This is a genomic window from Planktothrix tepida PCC 9214 (genome assembly GCF_900009145.1).
Taxonomy (GTDB): domain Bacteria; phylum Cyanobacteriota; class Cyanobacteriia; order Cyanobacteriales; family Microcoleaceae; genus Planktothrix; species Planktothrix tepida.
In genome coordinates, this window is the sequence record NZ_LN889813.1 from 62,159 (window position 1) to 85,838 (window position 23,680).

Below are 23,680 nucleotides of genomic sequence, written 5' to 3' on the forward strand. Positions count from 1 at the left end.
TAACTCCCGATGGGTTTGATTAGAGTGCATCTAATTCTTCTGTAATAACACGACGCATAATTTCTGTGACTTCTGCCGCCATCCGAGCATCTAACTGCAACGCTTCTGGGGTGCAATCATTAAAATTAGCTACGGGAATTACCCCTCTTAAGGTGAGTGCTAAAGTCCGAAATTGAGCCGATTTTCCGTTACCTAAAGCTAACGGGTCAATAAACTGTACAAATGCCATATAACAAGCTTCTACAGTTTGCCGAGTTTCACTATTTCCATAACCCATTTTAGAAAGAATAACTGGAGCCGTAATCACTTCTTGAATTCCCAAGGTTTCTAACGCAACATCTACATAACGAGCCGTATCTTGACCCATGGCTAAAATCAAAGAATTTAATGTTTTTTGTTGCAGGTTAGGAAGTTGACATTCCGCAGGAAGATAAGCGTGCCACCCTATCAAAGAAATCAAACGAGTTAGATCATAAGCTGAGACCAAATTGTCACCTTTAGGAGTGTCTGTAACAGCTTTAATCAGGGTATTTTGAGTAGTTCGATCAAAAATGATCGGATTTTGGATTGTGGGTTGTTCTCCATAATCTCCTTGAAATTTCAAAGTGGAATTTCCTGTAACTTTTTGAAACCAGGCTTCCAAATTAGAACGAGTTTCAAACCGTTTAAAAAGTGCTGCTAAGGAGTTAGACGTTGCCAAGTTTTCTTGATAGCTGACAATATCTTGAATAGCTAAATCCAGGGGAAATTTAACCGTTATATTTTTGGCATCTTTCAAATCTAAGTTTTTAATATCCCCTTGAGGAAAGAGTTGATCAATTTTACTTAAAGTATTCACAACCGGAATAATTTTAGTAGAACTCCAAAATTGTGCGGTTTTGAGCGGATTTCTCCCCATCCAAATAGTCTTCAGTTCCCCCGCTTCAAATTTTCCTAAACTAATACAAGCTTCTTCAATTTGAGGATGGAGAAAATCTAAACCTTGTTCATCAATATAAGGAATGTTACCTAAAACGGGATAGGAGGTATATTGTAAGGGTTTTCGTGTTAAAGATTGAGAATAATTGGGAATACTATTTTTATATTTAGATTGTTCAATTCCCCGATCTAAAAAAGCAAGTTTATCGGCATTTGCTCCGACTTTTTGTTCAATTTGAAGAAACTTATCAAAGACTTGTTTTCTGTTTTTAGCTTGTTCTAAATGATCGTTATTCATCAATGATGTCTCCTTAGTTAGTTTTATAGTGGTTGTCAGAAAGGTGAGAATATAACAATGATGAACCGTTAACGCTTCAACATCCCGTTCACAAAGTTCACCTTTCACAATATCCAGATTATCCTTTTCGGTTTCAAAGGTTTCAGGGAATTAATCTTGATCATATTCATCGTGACCCCAAATTGACAATAAAAAAACCCCGGAGGGGGTTTGAGGATAACGTTGATTTGGGATCAGATTTACAACAGATACAACAAAATAAACAGAATAATCCAAACCACATCAACAAAGTGCCAATATAATTCCGCCGCTTCCGGGCCAAAATGGGATTGTTTGCTGTAATGAGTGGCTTTGCGTCCCCGCCAAAGAACGGCTAAAATTAACAAGACTCCAAAGGTAACGTGCAACCCGTGAAACCCCGTTAACACATAGAAAGAACTGGCGTATAAATTAGTGGTTAATCCAAAAGCTAACTGACTGTATTCATAGGCTTGGCCAGCTAAGAAGGTTAACCCCATAATCGCCGTAGCAATAAACCAATTCCGCAACCCCGCAACATCATTTTTCTTAATAGCGGCAGTTCCTTGGTTCATAACAAAACTACTCGAAATCAGAACCACCGTGTTAATCGCTGGAAGCAATAATTCTCGTTCAGTGCCTTCCGGGGGCCAAACGGGAGACATGGCTCGATAAATTAGATAAGCAGAGAATAAGCCTAAAAAGATCATACTCTCTGCAATCAGGAAGACAACAACCCCTAACATTCGTAAATCGGGGTGTTCTTCGTGTTCATGTCCAGAGGCGGTGGCCTCCTGTTCGTATCCAAGAACGGTTTGAGACTCGTTAATTGCTGAACCTTGCATGAATTGACTCAATAAAAGGGAACAGGGAACAGGGAACAGGGAACAGGGAAGAAATTGATTCCGAGTTCCCGATGTTGTTTAATGACTAGGATCATTAATGTCTTTTTCGGGTTCAACAACCGTTGTTGAACGGTCGTCTGTAAATACTGTAGAAGATTTGGCTTGAGACATGGGAACACCGACTTCTTTGGGACGCGCTCCAGCCATTTGTTTTAACCGTTGACGAATGGCTAGGGTTTTGCGACTTCCGTAGTCATAGGGCCCAGTTTTGAGAACGGGAGTAACAAGGAAATTTTCAATCGGAGGAGGAGAAGATGTCATCCATTCTAGGGTTAAAGCTTCCCAAGGATTATCAGGAGCTTTTGGCCCTTTGAACCAACTCCACGCCGCATTAATTAAGAACGGAATAGTCGAAACAGCCAAAATATAACTACCAATGGTACAAACCTGATTCAACGTTGTGAATTGGGGGTCATACATCGCCACCCGACGGGGCATTCCTTGTAATCCTAAAGCGTGCATGGGCATAAAGGTCATATTTGTACCCACAAACGTGAGGACAAAGTGAACAATTCCCCACGGTTCGTTCATCATCCGTCCCGTCATTTTCGGGAACCAATGATAAATTGCGGCAAACACCCCAAACACCGCACCCCCAAACAGAACATAGTGGAAGTGCGCCACGACAAAATAGGTATCGTGAACGTGAATATCAAAGGGAACCGAAGCCACCATAATTCCGGTGACACCGCCCATCACGAAGGTGGAAATAAACCCCATCGCAAACAGCATGGCACTGTTGAGACGCAGTTTACCCCCCCAAATCGTCGCTAACCAGCCAAACACTTTGATTCCAGTGGGTACAGCAATGATCATCGTCGTGATCATAAAGAACATCCGTAACCAACCCGGAGTTCCACTGGTAAACATATGGTGCGCCCAAACAATTAAGCCTAAAAAACTAATGGCTAAACTGGAATAGGCGATCGCTTGATACCCAAAAATCGGTTTGCGGGCATGAACAGGCAGAACATCAGAAATTACCCCAAAAAAGGGTAAAACCATGATGTAGACCGCCGGATGGGAATAAAACCAGAATAAGTGCTGATAAACAACGGGATCACCGCCCCCAGTGGGGTTAAAGAAACTGGTTCCCGCGAGTAAATCAAAAGATAAGAGAATTAACGCCGCGGCGAGTACCGGAGTTGATAGAAGAATTAAAGCAGAGGTGGCGATCATTGCCCAACACAATAGAGGCATATCGTTGAGCCCCATAGTTGGAATTCGCATTTTAAAAATCGTCACCGCGAAATTTAATCCCCCCAAAATCGAAGAAGTTCCCAACAATAAAACGCTGAGAATCCAAATTTCTTCCCCAACTTTACCCGACAATAAACTCAGAGGCGGATAGGATGTCCAGCCTGCTTTGGGAGATTCAAATAAGAAACTTGCCAATAACAAAGTACCGCCGGGAGGAATTAACCAAAAGGCAACAGCGTTTAACCGGGGAAACGCCATGTCTTTAGCCCCAATCATTAAGGGGATCAAATAGTTGGCTAATCCTGCACCCGCCGGAACGATCCACAAAAAGATCATTACGGTTCCGTGTACCGTAAATAAGCTGTTGTAGAGTTCAGGACTGACAAAATCAGGATCGGGAGTTGCTAGTTCCGTGCGAACCGCCGTTGCTAAAGCACCCCCAACTAAATAAAAGAAAAATGCCGTCACGAGATATTGAATCCCGATGACTTTGTGATCGTGACTAAAACCAAAAAAATCTTGCCAACGTCGTTCCTGCTCATGATGAGGTTTCGGAACATTAGCCGTGAGATCTAGTTGTGCTTGTGCCATTTTATCAGTTATCAGTTATCAGTTATCAGTTATCAGTGTAAGAGTTAAGAGTCTCAATCAGTTATCAGTGTTAGAGCCATCAGTCTAATCAATAAAATCAAGATTTTGTTGATTAAAACTGAGTGTAACGACTGATTACTGATTACGGGCGAGGGAACCCCGCCCCTACTCCTGATTACTGATGATGAATTTGACCGATTACATCAGAATTGATGCCCATTTCATCGGCGTAGGGTGCTAGAAATTCACCATCGGGTAATTCTGCGGGATTGACAGCAATGGCTTGTTGTAGGTTGGTTGCACTGGCAACAGCATTTTCAGCTACCCAAGCGGCATAATCTTCCGGGGTATCGACAATCATTTGCGATCGCATCGCCCCATGATAACCGCCACACAACTCCGCACAGACAACGGGATAGGTTCCGACCTTAGTGGGTGTAAATCGCAGTTCTGTGATCCGACCGGGGATTGTATCTTGCTTTAAGCGCAATTGCGGAATCCAAAAGGCATGGATTACATCTTGGGCGGTCATGTTTAACTGCACTTCTTGACCCACAGGTACATGAAGTTCCCCAGAGGTAATACCTGTCTCTTTGTAGTTAAAAATCCAGGCAAACTGCAACCCGGTAACATCCACATTAACAGCGGCGACTTTCCCTTCTTTATCGGGAGATGCCCCAATTCCCAAGGCGATTTGGGTAAATTCTGGGGGTTGTTGATCGTCGATTAATGGGGCTGCCATCGCCGATCCATTCATTTTGCTGTGGGCGTGCATAGAATGTTGGGACATCGCCATCGGATCAAGGCCACCCATGTTGTTATAGATTTCAAAACTATAAATACCAATCCCCAACACCACAACCGCCGGGATCGCTGTCCAGACAATTTCTAGGGGAATATTGCCGTGAATGGGTGCAGCATCGGTGGTGTCATCTTTTTGGCGACGAAATTTAATTAAAGAAACCAGCAGCACGCCTTCAACGAGAAGCACTAACCCAAAGCTGATGGTCATCATCAGGTCAAATAATCCATCGACTTCAGCCGCTTCTGCGGAGGCTGCAACCGGTAATAAATTATGGTTTTGACCATACCAGAGACTAACGAGAGTAATCCCGATCCCCACCAGCAAAGTCAAAATTGAACTTGGAATGATCACGCCTAGTCCTCCTTATTAAGCATTTCCAACACAGAGATCGGATAGGAAGATGCTGTCATTTACACGCTTGTTTAATCTTAGTAGGTGGTTGAGAAACCTGAACACCAGGGTTTATTTTCTGTCTAAAACCCTCCTTCTACCGTAAAGCACATCACAAATCCCTAGAAGGATAGGAAGTCAGATTCACAGATTTTCTTAAGAATTTGGTGAATAGCCAACAGTCAATGGTTAACCGACACCCCTAAAATCAGAAAACTTTCTAAAAGTCTGTTCATCTAGGGATTGCATCGTTAACTTAGATAGGTAGAATCAACCATCATGTTTTAATAATTGCAATCTCAAGTTAAATGGGTAGAACTCATGGCCAATACTGTCCTTAACAATGCCAGTTTATCAACTGTAGAGACGCAACAGAGCGGATCTCTGCCGCAGGATATAATCCGGCGTTTACTTTGGAAACTGAGTATTGCCACGTTACTGCTAATGGCGGTTGGGAGTGCCACGCGAGTCATGAATGCTGGGCTGGCTTGTCCTGACTGGCCGTTGTGTTATGGGGAGTTTGTCCCCGCAGCCCAGATGAATTTTCAAGTCTTCTTGGAGTGGTTTCATCGTCTTGATGCTGCTGGCATTGGACTGGGTACAATCGCCCTTGTGGGGTTATCCGGGTGGTACAGACGGGAGTTACCTTCATGGTTGCCTTGGGCTTCCCTGTTTGCCTTAGCGTTAATTGTATTTCAAGGGGTTTTAGGCGGACTCACGGTGACAGAATTGTTGCGTTTTGATATTGTTACCGCCCATTTAGGAACCGCCTTATTGTTTTTCTCAACCTTGCTCGTTATCGGTTGTCTTCTCTTACCCTATCAAGGTACGGGTAATGTTGGAAAGCTAACCGGGATCAGTATGACCGCAGCAATTTTAGTTTACTTCCAAAGTATTTTAGGGGCGTTAGTCGGTTCTCAATGGGCTTTACATCAATGTTTGGGGTCTTCTCAACTGTGTACCGTGATGAATAGCCATATTATTGGGGTGGTTCCTCCTACCCTAGCCACATTAACTCTAGTTATTTTCGCTTGGCGGACATCTGCCTTGCATCCCCTACTCAGAAAATTAGCCAATATGGCAGGAGCTTGTTTAGTGGCTCAAATTCTTTTAGGGGTGGCAACGTTTTACTTGCGTTTACAAGTAGAACCCCTCACGGTTGCCCATCAAGCAATGGGAGCTACACTCCTCGGAACTCTCATCTGTTTTAGCACTCTAGCCCTACGGGATCAACAATTATCAGTTATCAGTCAACAGTAATCAGTGAGCAGTTTTTAGTTAAAAGTGATTAGTTAAGAGTGAGTTAGTTAAGCGTTATTCGTCATCATTTTTACTGAATATTCAATAAAAATTCACCATTAACAATTAACAGCCAACTTTTCACTAATGACTGATAACTGATAACTAATAACTGATAACTGATAACTAATAACTGATAACTGATAACTGTCAACAAATTTTATAGGTCAGAATTCATGCAAGAAGTGATTCAAACTAACGTCTCCCGACACCATGATAATGTTTTACAAGTGGTGCAAAGTTATTATCAACTGACGAAACCCAGGATTATTCTGTTGTTGTTAATTACAACGGCTGCTGGAATGTGGTTAGCCGCCAAAGGAGAAGTTGATCCATTATTGTTATTGGTAACATTAACCGGAGGGGCTTTAGCGTCAGGTTCTGCCAATACCATTAACTGTTTGTATGACCGAGATATTGATTACATTATGGAACGGACTCGTTGGCGTCCGCTTCCATCGGGTCGGGTTAAACCCGTAGATGCTTTGATTTTTGCCATCGCTCTTGCTATTGCTTCCTTTACGTTACTCACCGTTTTTGCGAATTTGTTAACGGCGTTATTAGCGTTATCAGGAATTGTTTTTTATGTCCTGATCTACACCCATTGGTTAAAACGTCATAGCGTTCAAAATATTGTGATTGGAGGGGCGGCTGGAGCAATTCCTCCATTAGTGGGATGGGCTGCTGTTACGGGAGATTTAAGTTGGTCTGCTTGGCTTTTATTTGCCATTATTTTTCTATGGACACCGCCTCATTTTTGGGCGTTAGCCATGATGATTCGAGATGAATATAAGGAAGTCGGAGTTCCGATGTTACCTGTGATTGAAGGGGATGAAATTACTGCTCAACAAATCTGGATTTATAGCTTAATTTTGGTTCCTTCTACCTTATTGTTGGTTTATCCCTTGCATACGAGTGGTTTTGTTTATGCTGCGATCGCCTTAATTTTAGGCGGTATTTTCTTACAAAAAGCATGGCAATTATTACAATCTCCCTCGGAACGAAATACGGCTCGTTCATTGTTTAAATATTCCATTCTCTATTTAATGCTGTTGTGTGCCGGAATGGTGGTTGATAGTTTACCCGTGACCCAAAATATGGTGATGGCGGTCAGTGAATCTTTGCCTTTAGGATTCCTGTAAAATTCCCTAACCCCTAAAACTAGAAATTGCCCGCACCCTGCGGGCTTTCAATTTCTTAAATCAAATCTTTATTAAACTAAATTCATCAATAATATATCTATCTTTTGATATATTTTTTAGTAACCAATAATTCAACTGATCTCTATTATTCAAAATGATAATTATGCACGCAAATTCCTTTAAAATGTGCTATTATCGCAGATAAGTGTTGAGATCTTTTCCGTGCAAAGACTTTTATTGCGTCTGTTTATCGGAATTTTATTTGCTCTATTTGGGTTAGTTAGTTATTGCACCAATGTTGAAAAAAATCCCATCACCGGGGAAGTTCAACGAGTTAGTCTTTCTCCGCGACAAGAAGTTGTTTTAGGACTCAAATCCAGAGGACAACTGGCTGAGCAATATGGGGGTTTATATCCCGATCCCACCTTACAAAATTATGTTGATGAAGTGGGATTACGGGTGGTGAAACAATCAGCCGCATCGCAAGCATCCTATCCCTTTGATTTTCATCTGTTGCGTGATCCCAAAACCATTAACGCCTTTGCCTTACCTGGGGGACAAATCTTTATAACTCTGGCTTTGTTTAATCGTCTGAACTCAGAAGCACAACTCGCAGGGGTCTTTGGCCATGAAGTAGGCCATGTCATTGCCCGTCATGGTTCCGAACATCTAGCTCGACAACAGTTAGGGGTCGCGCTAGTCAATGCGGTGGGAATTACAGCCAGTGATAACCCCCAGGATGCTCAAAATGCAGCGATTTTAGCTCAGGCGGTGAATCAATTAGTGAATCTGCGATATGGTCGTGAAGATGAATTAGAAAGTGATCGCTTAGGGTTTGAATTCATGACTCAAGCGGGTTACAACCCCAAGGGTTTAGTCGAATTAATGCAGATTTTAGCATCGGCTCGTTCCGGGGGAAATCCCCCAGAATTTCTCAGCACCCATCCTAACCCCGGTAATCGGGTCGAACGACTCCAAGCTATAATTGCTGAAACTTATCCTAATGGGATTCCGGCTAATTTAGATGAAGGACAAGAACGCTTTGCTCAAATTGTGGGTTCTCGCTGATGTCCTTTAAATTTTGATCAGGTGAAGAGATATGAATTATTGGATTCTTTACTGGGTTGTAATTGCAGTAATGGTGGTTGGGGTAATTGGAACCGTTGTGCCTTTATTACCCGGAACCAGTTTAATTTTAGGGGCAATTTTAGTGTGGGGAATTGCGACCCAATTCACGGGCATTGTTTGGCCGATGGTGGCGATATTTGTTATTTTAATTTTAAGTACAATTATTGAATATTTAGCCACTTATTGGGGTGTTCAGCAGTCCGGGGCGAGTAAATGGGCACAGTTTGGGGCAATTATTGGATTAGTCTTGGGAGTATTAGGACTATTACCTGCTTTACCTGTGGGAGGGCCAATTTTGGGGCTTTTATTGGGGCCAATTTTAGGGGCTTTTATTGGGGAATTTCTCTATCAACGGGATCTCAAATTCAGTGAACGAATTAAGCCATCTTTCAAAGCGAGTATTGGGGTTTTCATTGGTTCAATTTTAGGCAATGTTATTGAACTGGTGTTATCAATTATTGCAGTAATTATTTTTGTGGTGACAACTTGGCCGTTAGTTTCGACATTGCAACCGTAAATAGGCAATGGGGAATGGGCAATGGGCAATAATAATGAGTAGAGCCTATGCGGAAATTTCAGCTATGGTAATTAGGGATTAACTTTGAGCGTTGCGTTTATCTCAAGCTTGCCAGGGGATAAAACTAAGTCTTGAATTGTAATATCTGATCCCAAATCAATGGTATGATGACTAAATTGAAACTCCGTATTCAGGGTGTGAATTTTAACTTGAGGTTGGACAAACCTGAGTTCATGGGAACTGGCAAGTTCTAATCCGGTTTTTAATTGAAACGGTAATAATTCACCGGAGTCGAAAAGCAGCTTGGCTGTTAAAACTAAATGATCGGTTTCTAGTGCCATTTGGGTATCTTGAATCTGTAGAACCGAGTTAACCCAAGAGTGAGCTTGTTCTGATTGGAGAGCACAGGAATCCATCACTGGGTTTCCCGTCATGGATCTTAACAAAGACAAAACAAACTCGTTTAATGCCTCTGTCAACATCGGGGACTTTAGAGAGGCATTGAGATCAGATTCATTTAATTGAAGATTTCCGGTGACAAAAAAAGCCTCTAAGAGGTGGAGAGATTGACCTTTTAACACTTGAGCTAAGTTAAACCGAATTTCTGAACCCTGTAACTGTACCTGAGTTAGATGTAGCCCTTGGTAAATGGCCTTCTCAGCCGAGACAGAGACTTGAGGAATATGGCCTGATAGTAAAGAACGATTACTCCCCTTGATACTCAATTCTAAGCGATCAATGGTGTCAACTTGCGATCGCAACCAAAGCTGAACTGCCGTTGACAGTAGAGTTCCAATCAACGGTTTACGCGACGCTTGCATCAATCCCATAGCGATTCCCATTCTTGCATCCCCATTATTTCACAGCGAATTCAGATTAATAGTAGGATTAATTGCGGATTACTGTAATATTTGTACATAGTCTTTAGACTTGTGGCACAATTGAGCGTGGTTTTATCACCTTTAGAGCAGTCTACGACGTTCACAAATCAGCATGGATGAAAGGCTACAAAAAATTATGGCTCAATGGGGTATTGCCTCGCGGCGTCATGCGGAAGAAATGATCCAAGCAGGACGGGTGCGAGTCAATGGCAATATTGCTCATCTGGGACAAAAAGCCAATCCAAACCATGATGATATTGAGGTAGATGGGAAACCCATTTACCCTTCCTATCGACCTGTGCCCATCTATTTACTGCTCAATAAACCTTTAGGAGTTGTATCTACTTGTTTAGACCCGAATGGACGACCTTCCGTTTTGGATCTACTTCCCCGTAAAATGCGGGTGGGTGAAGGCATTCATCCGGTTGGGCGGTTGGATATAGATTCTACAGGAGCATTATTGCTGACCAACGATGGAGAATTAACATTTCGTTTAACTCATCCTCGTCATTTTATTCCTAAAACTTATCAAGTCTGGGTTGCTGGAAATCCACCGGATTCAGCATTACAGGCTTGGCGTCAGGGTGTCATGTTAGCAGGAAGAAAAACCCTCCCTGCTCAAGTCCGGTGTATCCAACAAATTCCAGGCCATAAGGCGTTATTAGAAGTGATTTTATACGAAGGTAGAAATCGGCAAATTCGCCGAGTGGCGGAGCAATTGGGCTATCCCGTTGTCAAACTACACCGGACTGCTATTGGTTCAATTCAACTCCACCCCCCTGAACAGCCTGCATTGCCTGAAGGTCAGTATCGTGCTCTGAGTGCATCTGAAATTGAGTTTTTACGAAATCCCACTTCCTCACCATTGGTTAGTGTGCCCATTCACCCTGTAGACAACAAGGAGTAAATGATTATGAAAACTGATTTATTTGTCTTACCGTTTAAAGTCACTAAAAATCCTCGCCAAACGTTTAATTCCTATGACTCTGAATTGGTTCAGAGATTATTAGAAATCGGAGAACAACTACGCGACACTCGTTTGGCTCATTCTTTATCTTTAGATATGGTGGCGGCTTACACCCGAATTCGTTCTCATTTATTACAATCTTTAGAAGAAGGTAGGATAGAGCAGCTACCCGAACCGGTTTATACTCAAGGTTTAATTCGTCGCTATGCTGATGCTTTGGGTTTGAATGGAGAAGAACTCGCGAACTTTTTCCTTCCTGAACCTCCGCAAATGGGAGTAAAATCTAAACTTAGTTTCTTAAGCCTGCCTCAATTAAGACCCACCCATCTTTACCTAACTTATATCCTCTTAATTATTTGTGCCATTAATGGGGTTTCCTATCTCAATAAAACCGCTAATTTTGCAGGTGTATCGGGTGAACAGACTGGCAAAAATCCAACGGAAACTAATCCTCAACTTCGTCAGGCAATGGTTCAAACTCCGACTCAACCCACCAGTCGTTTAGTATCTGCTTCTCCTTCTACAACAACCTCGACGGTAAAACCTGTTGAGAAAGTATCCGAAACAAAACCCTCTGTTACAGCGACAGATGAAAAGGCTGTAGAAGTCGGAATTGTTGTCAAAGATCAATCTTGGGTTTTGATTGAAGTTGATGGCAAAACGGAATTTGAAGGGATGTTAGAGGGGGGAACTCAACGGAGTTGGAAAGCCAAAGATAAAGTTGTTGTTGTAGCTGGAAACGCCGGAGGTGTTCTAGTTACGGTCAATAATGGAGAAGCTAAACGTCTCGGCGAACCCGGTCGTGTAGAAGAAGCCGTTTTCAAAGTCGAAGATTTATCTAAATCTTAAATCAGTAGAGACGCGCCATGGCGCGTCTCTACGCTAATTACTGATTCCGGGGTTGACGACCGTAGGTTTCCGTGAAAAATTTGAGGCGTTCTGCGATTTCTTCGGTTAACATTCCCGGTTGAAAACGCCACGCCCAGTTGCCTTCAGCTTCTCCTGGCATATTCATTTTAGCTTCACTACCTAAGCCTAGAATATCCTGAAGGGGGAAAATGGCTTGATTTGCCACACAGGACATGGCTAACCGAATTAAATCCCAATGAATGCCATAGTCGGAGGTACAGCCTAAATAGCGGGTAACTCTGGCTTGTTCCTGTAAGGTACGACGGTTAAACCAACCAACGGTTGTATCGTTATCATGGGTTCCGGTATAAACGACCCAATTCGCCGAACTGTAATTATAGGGTAAATAGGGATTATCTGGCCCGGAATCAAAGGCAAAATGTAGGATTTTCATTCCAGGGAAACCATATTTATCGCGCAATGCTTCGACTTCTGGGGTAATGATTCCTAAATCTTCCGCAATAATGGGTAATGTGCCTAATTTCTCATTTAATAAGCTGAAAAAGGCATCTCCAGGTGCCTCTATCCAGCGACCATTAATAGCAGTTGTTTCTCCTTGAGCTACCCCCCAATAGGATTCTAAACCGCGAAAATGATCAATCCGAATTAAATCTAAATAGCCTAATAAAGATTCAACTCGTTGTATCCACCAATGGAATCCTTCTTGTTGTAAACGTTCCCAATTATAAACGGGATTTCCCCACAATTGACCCGTCGCACTAAAATAATCCGGGGGTACACCTGCCATTAATGAGGCTTCTCCAGTTTCTCCATCTAAGGAAAAGATTTCAGGATGTGACCAAACATCGGCGCTATCATGGGCGACATAAATCGCTAAATCTCCAAATAGTTGTATGCCTTGTTCGTTCGCATACTGTTTGAGTTTTCCCCATTGTTTAAAGAATTGAAACTGGAGGAATTTATGATAATAAATGGGTTCAGCTAATTTTTCTCCCCATTTGTGTAAAGCTTCCTGTTTTCGTCGGGCAATATCTTCATCCCATTGATTCCAACTTTCCCCATTCAAGGCTTCTTTGAGAGCAATGAAAATTGCATAATCATCTAACCAATAGTTGCTGCGGGAACAAAAATGATTAAATTCTTTTTCTTGTTCAGAGGTGGCATTTTCTTTAAAAACTTTACAGGCTTTTTGAAACAGTTTATCTTTAAAGGGTTTAACCGCATCAAAATTAACAATATGGTGGGGAAATTTAGGGAGATTGGCTAAATCTTCGTCGGTTAATAATTCATCCTCTTTTAAGAGTTCTAAACTAATTAATAAGGGATTTCCAGCAAAAGCCGAATAGGATAAATAAGGAGAATTGCCAAATCCAGTGGGGCCAAGGGGTAACACTTGCCACAATTGTTGGGCACTATTTTTGAGAAAATCAATAAATTGATAGGCGACGGGGCCAATGTCTCCCACGCCAAAAGGGCTCGGTAAGGATGTTGGATGCAGCAAGATACCGCTAGAACGGGGAAATGCCATAAGAATTAAGGATAAAAGGTAATCGCAATGGGTAAGGGATCAAGTGAAGTTGCAGATGGAAAGCAAATCAACATCTGATATCCATCTTTTGATCTTACGACTAAGAGGAAGATCCTGTTCCATAAATTTTATCAAGGGGACGGAAAATTAACGAAAGGTGAGATTTTTTCTGACTTTAGGTAGAAATCTCCTCATTTTTATCTTTTTTGAAGATTTAATTCCGTTTACAGGGATTAATCCCCTCTACCGGATTCAAGATTTATCAGTGAATGACCTGAATCCGAGATTTCTGATTCAGTTGGGATTGTCCCAGCTTAATCCTAGAATAGGCTGTTTAAAAATCAGATTTTAAAGATATTTTTGTAATGATATGAAAATGAAAATATTATGAATTTATTATGATTCATTTATGAAAAAACAAAATTTCAATCGATAAAAATGCTTAAAAATCAATCCGTTTTATGGTAAAATAAAAAAATGGAAGTTTAATGCTCTGCTTTCATTAATTTTGTTTCATTCGATTGAAATCATGCTAACTGCTTTTACTGCCACTCTGTTACTGATTACTATTTCAGAACTTGGAGATAAAACATTTTTTATTGCGGTTATTTTATCATCAAAATATGATAGAAAAATCGTGTTTGCCGGGGTAGTCGCTGCATTAGCAACCATGACCGTTCTTTCCGTTGCTGTGGGACGAATCTTTTCGTTCTTACCGCCAATTTATATTCACTACGCCGAAATTATTTTGTTTGCCTTGTTCGGATTTAAACTTTTATATGATGCCAGTAAAATGGCTCCAGAAGCGGGTAGTAATGATGAACAAGAAGAAGCCTTAGAAGTCGTCAAAAAAGCGGATCAGAAGTTTGTTATTGGAAAAACTAAATGGGGAACTTTATTAGAATCTTTTATATTAACCTTTGCAGCCGAATGGGGCGATCGCACTCAAATTGCGACCATCGCCTTAGCCACTTTTCATAATCCCTATGGAGTGATCCTCGGCGGAATTGTTGGACATACAATTTGTGCGGCAATTGCAGTATTAGGGGGGAAATTAATCGCCGGAAGATTATCAGAACGCACCATTACAGCCATTGGCGGTTGTCTATTTCTGGTTTTCAGTGCGATCGCATTATTTGAAGGCGTCCGAAGCACTCCTGCTTAAGGAATGATTGAATGTACCCGCTTTTTGTTACAATCTGTAAACAAATGGTTAAGGAAAAGGGCAGTCTAACAGATGCGGGTTGCGATCGCAGGAGCAGGTTTAGCAGGCATGGCTACGGCAATAGACCTCGTAGATGCCGGACACGACGTTGAAATTTTTGAATCTCGTCCCTTTGTGGGGGGGAAAGTGAGCAGTTGGATAGACCCCGATGGCAACCATATTGAAATGGGGTTGCACGTCTTTTTCGGCTGCTACTATAACTTATTTGAACTGATGCGAAAGGTGGGGGCCATTGACAACCTCCGGTTAAAAGACCATACCCACATTTTTATTAACCGAGGGGGACAGACCGGAAGTTTAGACTTTCGCTTCATTACCGGGGCGCCCTTTAACGGGTTAAAAGCCTTTTTTACCACCTCCCAACTCTCAGTAATTGATAAACTGCAAAATGCTATTGCGTTAGGAACTAGCCCCATTGTTCGCGGGTTGGTAGACTTTGAAGGAGCGATGAAAATTATCCGCGAATTAGATCGGGTGAGTTTTGCCGACTGGTTTCGCAGTCATGGGGGTTCTGAAGGTAGTTTAAAACGGATGTGGAACCCCATTGCTTATGCGTTAGGATTTATCGATACCGAGAATATTTCTGCTCGGTGTATGTTAACAATTTTTCAATTTTTTGCCGCAAAAACAGAAGCCTCTGTGCTGCGAATGTTGGAAGGATCTCCGGCAGAATATTTGCATAAACCTATTGTCAATTATTTAGAACAACGGGGAGCAAAAATTCATACTCGCCGTCGAGTTCGAGAACTCCAATTTGAGGAAATTGACGGGAAAACCTATGTCACCGGAATGATAGTGGCAAAAGGGGAAACAGAAGAAACCATTATTGCAGATGCTTATGTTTGTGCCGGGGATGTTCCCGGTGTACAAAAAATGATTCCTCCTGCTTGGCGAAAATGGTCAGAATTTGACAAGATTTATAAATTAGAAGCCGTTCCTGTTGCCACTGTTCAACTGCGTTTTGATGGCTGGGTAACGGAATTAAATGATCCTGAAAAACGTCAACAACTGAAAGAAGCAGCAGGGATCGATAATTTATTATATACAGCCGATGCTGATTTCTCCTGTTTTTCCGATTTAGCTTTATCGAGTCCGGCGGATTATTATCGAGAAGGACAGGGATCTTTATTGCAGTTAGTATTAACTCCAGGTGATCCCTTTATTAAACAAAATAATGAAGAAATTGCCCAGCACGTTTTGAAACAAGTTCAGGATTTATTTCCCAGTTCCCGTGAACTAAATATGACTTGGTATAGTGTCGTTAAATTAGCTCAATCTCTCTATCGAGAAGGGCCGGGAATGGATGCCTATCGTCCGAGTCAAAAAACTCCCGTTGCTAATTTCTTTTTAGCGGGAAGTTACACACAACAGGATTATATTGATAGTATGGAAGGGGCAACGATTTCGGGACGACAAGCGGCTAAAGCGATATTAGAAAGTAGCTTTCCTCCTCTTAAACGTTCTCCTGCCGTTGTTTAAAAATTGATCAAGTTAAAGAAACCGGGTTTCTCATCGTTATCTCAGGTAAACTTAAGATTTCTGATTCAGAAACTTGGTTTCTATATTAAGTCTAAAGATAATTTTTACACCGATTCAATATTATGGCTGATTGGTTAGAACATAGTGTTCAAGTTGAAGTTCCTGTCCCCATTGATATCTCTTGGAATTTATGGTCAGATTTGGAACAAATGCCACGTTGGATGAAATGGATTGATTCAGTTACGATTTTAGAGGATAATCCTGATTTATCTCGCTGGAAATTAGCAACGGGTAATTTTGAATTTAGTTGGTTATCTCGAATTTTAAAACAAATTCCCAATCAAATTATTCAATGGGAATCAGTAGATGGTTTACCCAATCGAGGTGCAATTCGATTTTATGATCGACATGGGAGTAGTATTGTTAAATTGACGATTTCTTATGCGATACCCGGAATTTTGGGCCAACTCATGGATAATTTATTTTTGGGGGGTGTGGTAGAGTCTACCATTCAAAAGGATTTAGAACGGTTTCGAGATTATGCTATAGAATCCTATAGTGGTACTTTGAATTAATGTTGAAAGGAGGGAACAGGGAACAGGGAACAGGGAACAGGGAACAGGGAACAGATTTTAATTTTCTAGTTTTTTAATAAGATTAATAATCATTTTACTTTATAACTGTTAATAAAAGGTGTGTGTACTGTGATAGATCACCCTACGGGGGCAATATAGCAATCCCACATCGATTGTAATAATTTAAAACTGATATGAAACAGCCAGAAGTATTATCCCGGTTCCCGGTTCCCGGTTCCTTTTTGAACCCAAATTTTGGATACAAATCAAATAGGATTGCTATATGAATTTACCGTCGTTTTTGTGGCTGTGGAAAATAGCAGCTTGGTCAATGGGATGTTCGGTCTTCGCTTACTTCGTCTTAGCGATGACGGGGGGATGGATGCTGTATTCACGCCACAGTAAACAACCTCGACCCAAGGGACTGAGAACCCTCCATTATTTTGTGGGTGGGGGGATGGTGTGTTTAGTTTTGGCTTTACTGGCCATTGGTTTAGTCGGAACCCTAGGATATTATGGAAGTTTGGGCCATTCGATTCATTTAGCCGCTGGATTAATCGTAGTCAGTTTAGTGTTAGGATCAGCGTGGAGTGCCACCCAAATTAATCCTAAAAATCCTTGGGCGCGATCGCTTCATATTAGTTTGAATATCGGTTTATTTTTTGCCTTTACTGCGGTCTCTTTATCCGGGTGGGTGATTGTCCAGAAATATTTACCTTAATTTGATTCAGCTATTGTGTAACCTCATTGGATCTGGCTTCATTCCCTACACTCGATCTTAACTGTCAGTTTTGAGGTTAACGGTTTTACTCCTGACTGCTGTACAGAACCGGAACAGAGACAGTGATCCGACAGGTTTTAAGAGCATTTCTATCGACTCTAAAAGCCAAGATACAATAAAAGATAGAAATTCTATCCGTGGAACTCCCGTTAAACCCTTTAAACCGGTGTAACTGTTGATGTCCACATCTCCCTAGATCCAAAATCACTGTTTTTAGAGGATGGGTGCAAATACAACCTCGTTAATTGCTCAATAGCACGTCTAAGGTCACACCGCCATGAAATTGCGAAAGAAAACACTGCTCATTATAGGTGCAGCCCTGATTGGGTTAATCGTGGCTATGTATCTTACCGCATCGATGTTGCTGGTGCATGATTTCCGCCATCTGGAAAGTCGGTATGTCCGTCAGGATGTAGTGCGAGCTTTAAATGCGATTAATGATGACTTAGATAGTTTAGATATTATCGCTCAGGATCAAGCAAAATGGGATGATACCTATCGCTTTATTGATGCTCACAACGATCAATATGTGGTTTCTAACTTAGTAGATACCTCCTTTACAGATCTGCGGCTGAATTTATTTATTTTAATCAATCCTCAAGGAGAAATTGTTTTTAGTAAAGGATTTGATTTGCAACGTCACCAAGAAATACCGATTCCCTCGAGTCTATCTTCCCATCTTACCTTAAAAAGTCCCCTTTTAGCGAGTCTCAAACCATCCGATTTATCACCCATTGCCATTCAAGGTATTATTGTTTTACCTGAAAGTCCTTTATTAGTCGTCGCCCGACCGATTTTAACCAGTACCGCATCGGGCCCAAGCCGAGGAATATTAATTTTAGGACGGTATTTGACCGGAACAGAAATTGAACGATTAGCTGATATTACTCAACTCTCCTTAACCGTTGACTCCATTACTCAAGACACAGAAAATCATAGATTTTTATTATTTCCTCAAACCCAACCTTATACGGAAGACATTATTGCAACCCAAGCCATTCGCCTGGAATCTTTGAATACAGAAATGGCGATCGCATCGGTTCCCGTAGGGGATTTATATGGTCAACCGAAATTATTTTTACGGGTTAAAGTTCATCGTCCGATTTATAAACAAGGTCAAACAACCTTAGCTTATTTCACGTTATTTTTATTTGTAGTTGGGTTAGTTTTTGGAGGGATCACCCTATTATTAATCGAAAAATTAGTGTTATCTCGTCTAACCGATCTCAATACTGCGGTTAATGAAATTGGGGAAAGTGGGAATTTAGCCTTAAGAATTGATGTTAATGGAGAGGATGAATTATCCAGTTTGGCGGAGGCGATTAATGGAATGTTACAAGCTTTAGCAGATGCTCAATCTCAAGGACAGGAAAGTGAACAGCGCTATCGTCTCATGGCGGAAAACTCTACAGATATGATTACCCGCCATTCTCCAGAAGGAGTCTTTTTATATGCGTCTCCCGCTTGTCGGACGTTATTAGGATATGAACCGGAAGAATTAGTGGGAAAAGCCTTACCCTATTTCATCTATCCTGATGATTTAGATGTGATTGTTAAAGCTTATCGAATTATTTTACAACAGAATGTTATCTACACGATAGAATATCGAATTTGTCATAAAAACGGCGATTATATTTGGTTTGAAACCACCAGTAGTGCTATTCGTAATTCCACCACAGGAAGCGTTCAGGAAATTATTGGGGTATCTCGTGATATTAGTGAACGTAAACAACGAGAACAACAACTTCAAGACAGTGAAGCCTCGATTCGATCCCTGTATCAAATTACGTCTTGTCAAGACTTAAATTTTGAAACACGACTGCAACAAATTTTAGAATTAGGCTGTACTAAATTTGGTTTAGAATATGGTATTTTATCCCAGGTAACACTTGACCCTTCCTCCGCATTAGAACTATCGGAAGAGAAAAACTATGTTTATCATATTATTGCCGTTGTTTCTCCCAATGATTCAATTCAAAAGGGACAGATTTATAAATTAGAAGATACCTTTTGTAAAATTACAATTCAATCAAAACAACCCCTTTATTTTGAATCTATTAAATTTTCTGGTTTGTCTTTTTGTCCCGCTTATAAAAATTTCCCTATTGAAGCATATATGGGAACTCCAGTGATTGTTGAAGGAGAGGTTTATGGAACCCTCTGTTTTTGGAGTTCTCAACCCTTATCTGACCCTTTTCAAGCGGTGGATCGAGATTTATTAAAATTAATGGCTCAATGGATAGGGGGTGAAATTGAACGTCAAGAAACAGCAACGGCTTTAGCAAAAGCACGGGATCAAGCCTTAGCCGCAACCCGAGCAAAAAGTGAATTTTTAGCCACTATGAGTCATGAAATTCGGACTCCGATGAATGCTGTAATTGGGATGACCGGATTACTTTTGGATACCCCCTTAACCCCCATACAGCAAGATTTTGTAGAAACAATTCGCAGTAGTAGTGATGCGTTATTATGTTTAATTAATGATATTTTAGATTTTTCTAAAATTGAATCAGGAAAGTTGGATTTAGAAAATCATCCCTTTAATTTAAGAACTTGTATTGAAGAATCCCTAGATTTATTAGTAACCAAGGCGGCGAGTAAAAATCTCGATTTAGTTTATTTAATTGATCCGTGTACCCCTAATCAAATTATTGGGGATATGGCAAGATTACGCCAAATTTTAGTCAATCTTTTAAGTAATGCGGTGAAATTTACGGAGTCGGGAGAAGTGGTTGTGTCTGTCACCGCAGAAAAACTGGATGACTCCATCTCGGAGCAAGAGATTAACGGAGAGCAATACCCCCATCAAGACAGTTCAATTCGTTATCCCCTTCCTTGTTCTTATTATGAAATTAAAGTGGCTGTTCAGGATACAGGAATTGGCATTTCTCCGACCGGAATGGAACGTCTATTTCAGTCCTTTAGTCAAGTAGATTCTTCAATTAATCGTCAATATGGGGGTACAGGTTTAGGATTAGCTATTAGTAAACGATTAGCTGAACTTATGGGGGGGCAAATGTGGGTCGAAAGTCAAGGCGCAACAGCCGGAGATCCCCCGGCTAATTTTAAACTAGAACAATCTTTAGATTCCTTTTGTTTATTAGATGGAGAAGGCGGAGATGAGGAGGAAAATAAAACGGAAAAAATCAAAAAAACTCGTAAAGGTTCAACGTTCTATTTTACGGTTTTGGCTCAGTCCTGTTCTAATTTATCTTCTGAATGGTCAACGCTGCATGAATTAGCCGGAAAACGATTATTAATTGTAGATGATAATAGCAGTAGTCGCCAGATGTTAAAGTTACAAACCCAAGCTTGGGGAATGTCAAGCCAAACTGTTAAAAATGGAGCCAGAGCGTTAGACTTTTTACAGCGCAAACAGTTTGATGTTGCCATTATTGAAATGCAAATGGCAGCTATGGATGGATTAACCTTAGCAAAACAAATTCGTCAATTACCCTCCTGTCAAAATTTACCCTTAATTTTATTAACGTCTGTGGGAGGGAAAAACTTAGGGAAATCTAAATCGATTGAAATTGCGGCTTGTTTAAATAAACCGATTAAACAATCCCAACTTTACAACGTTTTAATTAATATTTTAGGGGGCGAACCTTTAGAGGTTCATGTCCAAAGTCAAACTTATTTACATAGTCGAAATCGAGGAACTTTGCGAGCATCCCAGGATATTCCGTTATTAGCAGAGAAGTTACCTTTACGCATTTTATTAGCTGAAGATCATCTGGTGAATCAAAAAGTTGCCTTACAAATTTTACAACGGATGGGATATCGGGCCGACGTCGCTGGAAATGGTTTTGAAGTCTTAGAGGCGTTACGTCGCCAACCTTATGATGTGATTTTAATGGATATGCAAATGCCGGAAATGGATGGGTTAGAAGCGTCCCGTCAGATTCAAAAATTATATGGAAATCCCCAAAAATCTCAAGTGATGCGACCTCGAATTATTGCGGTAACGGCAAATGCTATGGAAAGCGATCGCAATGAATGTATTAATGCAGGTATGGATGACTATATTAGTAAGCCAATTCGCATGGAACAGTTGATCCAAGTTCTGAGTAAATGTCAACCTCTTCAAGAACTTGCCGTTACCTTAGACTCAGAAATAACCAACTATAAAATATCAAATGTGGTTTTAAATTCCCCTTATCCTTTAACCCTAATCACTGCCGACCACACAATTTTAGATCATAAAGTGTTACAGGGTTTAAGGGAAGTAGAAGCTTTAGAAGAGGTGATTGAGATTTACTTTGATACCGCCCCAGAATTGTTAGAAGCGATCGCCGTTGCAATTGCTAATCTGGATGCTCAGGAATTACAACCAGCGGCTCATTCTTTAAAGTCCATTAGTGGGACTCTCGGTGCTTTCAACTTATCAGAACAATGTCAAAAATTAGAACTCCTCGCTCGTCACTGTAATCAAGCTCAAAATCTCTTACCCCAAAGTGAAAGTGAAACGATTTATGCCCAAATTGAAATCGAGTTTGAGAAAGTCAAAATTGCCTTGCAAGAGGAATTAAGCCGTAGTTAGTAAACTACCCACACTGATGTTTGAGCAAAAGTGCAGGGTTTCAGTCCGTTAGCCTAGAGTGCTATAGGGCTACGCGCAAGGGAACAGGGAACACTTCGACACGCTCAGTGCAAAGCAGTAAGAAGTGAAAGGGTTTGCTGGATTTAAAAATGTCCTAACCGTAATGCGTAGTGCTATATAACAAGAGCGTCGGGAAGAGACTTTAAATTCCAGCACCATCTAAAAACTCTTGAATGGTGCGATCTTTAAGACGGCAATGGGTTGCAGCCAAAACCGAGTATTCTCCATCAATATCAGTTGTCTGTTCTCCAAACATGAACCGATTTGAATCAGGGGAGTATTCTAATTTGAGAGCCGCTTCTAGTTGATTAGGATCAGCAGAAGATTGTTGTTGCAGTGTTTGTACTTGCTGTTCTAATAGTTCAATCCGATCTACTAACATCCGAATCACCTGCGCTTCTGAGTCAGGAAGACTGCCATGTTCAAGAGGTTCGATCCGAACCCCAGAGCGATAGACAACGCGACCGGGGACACCCACAACGGTACAATTAGAAGGAACATCCCGCAGTACCACCGATCCCGCCCCAATCCGAACATTGTTACCCAGTTGGATATTGCCTAAAACTTTGGCTCCGGCTCCAACGACAACATTTTCTCCCAGGGTAGGATGACGTTTCCCACTTTCCTTTCCGGTTCCCCCTAAAGTTACGCCTTGATAAATTAGGCAAAAATCTCCTAAAATAGCCGTCTCACCAATCACAACCCCCATGCCATGATCAATGAAGACCCCTTTGCCAATCACAGCACCGGGATGAATTTCAATTCCCGTCAAAAATCGAGCGATGTGGGAAATCAGACGAGGAATAAAGGGCAGCCCCAAAACATACAACCCATGGGCAAGGCGGTGGAAGACCAAAGCCTGAAGACCTGGATAGCAAAATAGGACTTCTAACCAATTCCGAGCGGCAGGATCACGCTCAAAGATAATACGAAAGTCATCTTGAAGGGTCTTGAGCATCGATTAATAACCCATTTTTATTATACAAACCACTTTTCCCCTTGTGAACTCCCCAAACTTCCGCTATACGGTTGCTGATGGGCTGCCCCCTCAAGCAGGAAATACCATAAAAACTCCGTAGTTTTTATGGACTTACATTCCCTCCCAAGGCAGGAACCCAGGTTCCCAAGATCCAAAAACTTTATCTTTCAACCTCTACCGATTAGCTTGGATGATCGCTTATGGTATTGAAGTTCAAGACATCAAACCTAATTATATCAGATTTTGTATCGACTCACGGGCAATTCCCGGTTTTGAAATTCGGCTTTCCGGGTTGAGTTCACTGATTATTCCTTTTTTCCCTGACCATTATGCTGTTATTCTTCATGAGTGTAATCATCTGGGCAGTGCTATCGATCACTCAGGGGGTTGTTTTATTTCCCCTTGATGTAATCGGTAGTCTACACTTGCCCCATTGGATAAGTTTAGTCGTAATATTAGTCGTACTATCTTGGTGCTTGGGTAACTAATCCGGTGGGGTTTGAAGCGGGGTATGGGGTGCGTAAGCTCCGCACAGCAACCCTTCGTCAACAGCCAACAGTCTATACCATAGTAAATTTGGG

Annotated in this window: 18 protein-coding genes; 11 read left to right on the forward strand and 7 right to left on the reverse strand. The window is 41.3% G+C overall.

The features are described 5' to 3' along the window. Window positions 1-19: 19 nt before the first annotated feature. The 4 genes from PL9214_RS22975 to PL9214_RS22990 all read right to left on the reverse strand — a co-directional run bounded on the left by PL9214_RS22975 (window position 20) and on the right by PL9214_RS22990 (window position 5,086). On the reverse strand, window positions 20-1,324 hold the full coding sequence (locus tag PL9214_RS22975) for a hypothetical protein (protein WP_245824342.1): 1,305 nt from the start codon (window positions 1,322-1,324) through the stop codon (window positions 20-22). A 131-nt stretch (window positions 1,325-1,455) separates the two neighbouring features. Then, window positions 1,456-2,079, reverse strand: coding sequence for a cytochrome c oxidase subunit 3 (locus PL9214_RS22980; RefSeq protein ID WP_072721306.1), 624 nt, complete (start codon window positions 2,077-2,079; stop codon window positions 1,456-1,458). Window positions 2,080-2,157: 78 nt separating this feature from the next. Then, on the reverse strand, window positions 2,158-3,930 hold the full coding sequence (ctaD, locus tag PL9214_RS22985; protein ID WP_072721307.1) for a cytochrome c oxidase subunit I: 1,773 nt from the start codon (window positions 3,928-3,930) through the stop codon (window positions 2,158-2,160). 175 nt (window positions 3,931-4,105) lie between these two features. Continuing rightward, complete coding sequence (locus PL9214_RS22990; RefSeq protein ID WP_072721308.1) at window positions 4,106-5,086, reverse strand: cytochrome c oxidase subunit II; 981 nt, start codon at window positions 5,084-5,086, stop codon at window positions 4,106-4,108. A 360-nt stretch (window positions 5,087-5,446) separates the two neighbouring features. Here PL9214_RS22990 and PL9214_RS22995 point away from each other — a divergent pair, with 360 nt between their 5' ends. The 4 genes from PL9214_RS22995 to PL9214_RS23010 all read left to right on the forward strand — a co-directional run bounded on the left by PL9214_RS22995 (window position 5,447) and on the right by PL9214_RS23010 (window position 9,211). Continuing rightward, window positions 5,447-6,385, forward strand: a complete 939-nt coding sequence (locus PL9214_RS22995) for a COX15/CtaA family protein (RefSeq protein WP_072721309.1) — start codon at window positions 5,447-5,449, stop codon at window positions 6,383-6,385. A gap of 215 nt (window positions 6,386-6,600) precedes the next feature. Beyond that, complete coding sequence (locus PL9214_RS23000; protein ID WP_072721310.1) at window positions 6,601-7,566, forward strand: heme o synthase; 966 nt, start codon at window positions 6,601-6,603, stop codon at window positions 7,564-7,566. A gap of 222 nt (window positions 7,567-7,788) precedes the next feature. Further along, a complete protein-coding gene (locus PL9214_RS23005) occupies window positions 7,789-8,634 on the forward strand; it encodes a M48 family metallopeptidase (RefSeq protein WP_072721311.1) in 846 nt (281 codons plus the stop codon). 31 nt (window positions 8,635-8,665) lie between these two features. Further along, complete coding sequence (locus PL9214_RS23010; RefSeq protein ID WP_072721312.1) at window positions 8,666-9,211, forward strand: DUF456 domain-containing protein; 546 nt, start codon at window positions 8,666-8,668, stop codon at window positions 9,209-9,211. A 71-nt stretch (window positions 9,212-9,282) separates the two neighbouring features. Here the strand turns inward: PL9214_RS23010 and PL9214_RS23015 are convergent, their stop codons facing one another. Beyond that, window positions 9,283-10,053 carry an LmeA family phospholipid-binding protein gene (locus tag PL9214_RS23015; protein WP_083580151.1) on the reverse strand — a complete coding sequence of 257 codons (771 nt, stop codon included), beginning with the start codon at window positions 10,051-10,053 and terminating at the stop codon, window positions 9,283-9,285. 151 nt (window positions 10,054-10,204) lie between these two features. Here PL9214_RS23015 and PL9214_RS23020 point away from each other — a divergent pair, with 151 nt between their 5' ends. Further along, a complete protein-coding gene (locus PL9214_RS23020) occupies window positions 10,205-10,999 on the forward strand; it encodes a pseudouridine synthase (protein ID WP_072721313.1) in 795 nt (264 codons plus the stop codon). Window positions 11,000-11,005: 6 nt separating this feature from the next. Further along, the gene (locus PL9214_RS23025) at window positions 11,006-11,908 is read left to right on the forward strand and encodes a helix-turn-helix domain-containing protein (RefSeq protein WP_072722304.1); all 903 of its coding nucleotides are present in this window, start codon (window positions 11,006-11,008) and stop codon (window positions 11,906-11,908) included. Between the two features lie 37 nt (window positions 11,909-11,945). Here the strand turns inward: PL9214_RS23025 and malQ are convergent, their stop codons facing one another. Further along, the gene (gene malQ, locus PL9214_RS23030) at window positions 11,946-13,457 is read right to left on the reverse strand and encodes a 4-alpha-glucanotransferase (protein WP_072721314.1); all 1,512 of its coding nucleotides are present in this window, start codon (window positions 13,455-13,457) and stop codon (window positions 11,946-11,948) included. A gap of 529 nt (window positions 13,458-13,986) precedes the next feature. On the opposite strand from malQ, the gene PL9214_RS23040 reads away from it, so the two are divergent. From PL9214_RS23040 to PL9214_RS23060, 5 genes are all read left to right on the forward strand, one after another. Continuing rightward, entirely contained in the window at window positions 13,987-14,622 is a 636-nt protein-coding gene (locus PL9214_RS23040; RefSeq protein ID WP_072721318.1) for a TMEM165/GDT1 family protein, read from the forward strand. Between the two features lie 72 nt (window positions 14,623-14,694). Continuing rightward, on the forward strand, window positions 14,695-16,161 hold the full coding sequence (gene zds, locus PL9214_RS23045; protein ID WP_072721320.1) for a 9,9'-di-cis-zeta-carotene desaturase: 1,467 nt from the start codon (window positions 14,695-14,697) through the stop codon (window positions 16,159-16,161). A 122-nt stretch (window positions 16,162-16,283) separates the two neighbouring features. After that, entirely contained in the window at window positions 16,284-16,736 is a 453-nt protein-coding gene (locus PL9214_RS23050; RefSeq protein WP_072721321.1) for an SRPBCC family protein, read from the forward strand. 283 nt (window positions 16,737-17,019) lie between these two features. Continuing rightward, on the forward strand, window positions 17,020-17,457 hold the full coding sequence (locus PL9214_RS23055; RefSeq protein ID WP_072721323.1) for a DUF4079 domain-containing protein: 438 nt from the start codon (window positions 17,020-17,022) through the stop codon (window positions 17,455-17,457). A 337-nt stretch (window positions 17,458-17,794) separates the two neighbouring features. Next, complete coding sequence (locus tag PL9214_RS23060; RefSeq protein ID WP_072721325.1) at window positions 17,795-22,060, forward strand: response regulator; 4,266 nt, start codon at window positions 17,795-17,797, stop codon at window positions 22,058-22,060. A gap of 202 nt (window positions 22,061-22,262) precedes the next feature. On the opposite strand, the gene cysE is transcribed toward PL9214_RS23060, so the two are convergent. After that, complete coding sequence (gene cysE, locus PL9214_RS23065) at window positions 22,263-23,078, reverse strand: serine O-acetyltransferase (RefSeq protein WP_072721326.1); 816 nt, start codon at window positions 23,076-23,078, stop codon at window positions 22,263-22,265. Between the last annotated feature and the right edge of the window lie 602 nt (window positions 23,079-23,680).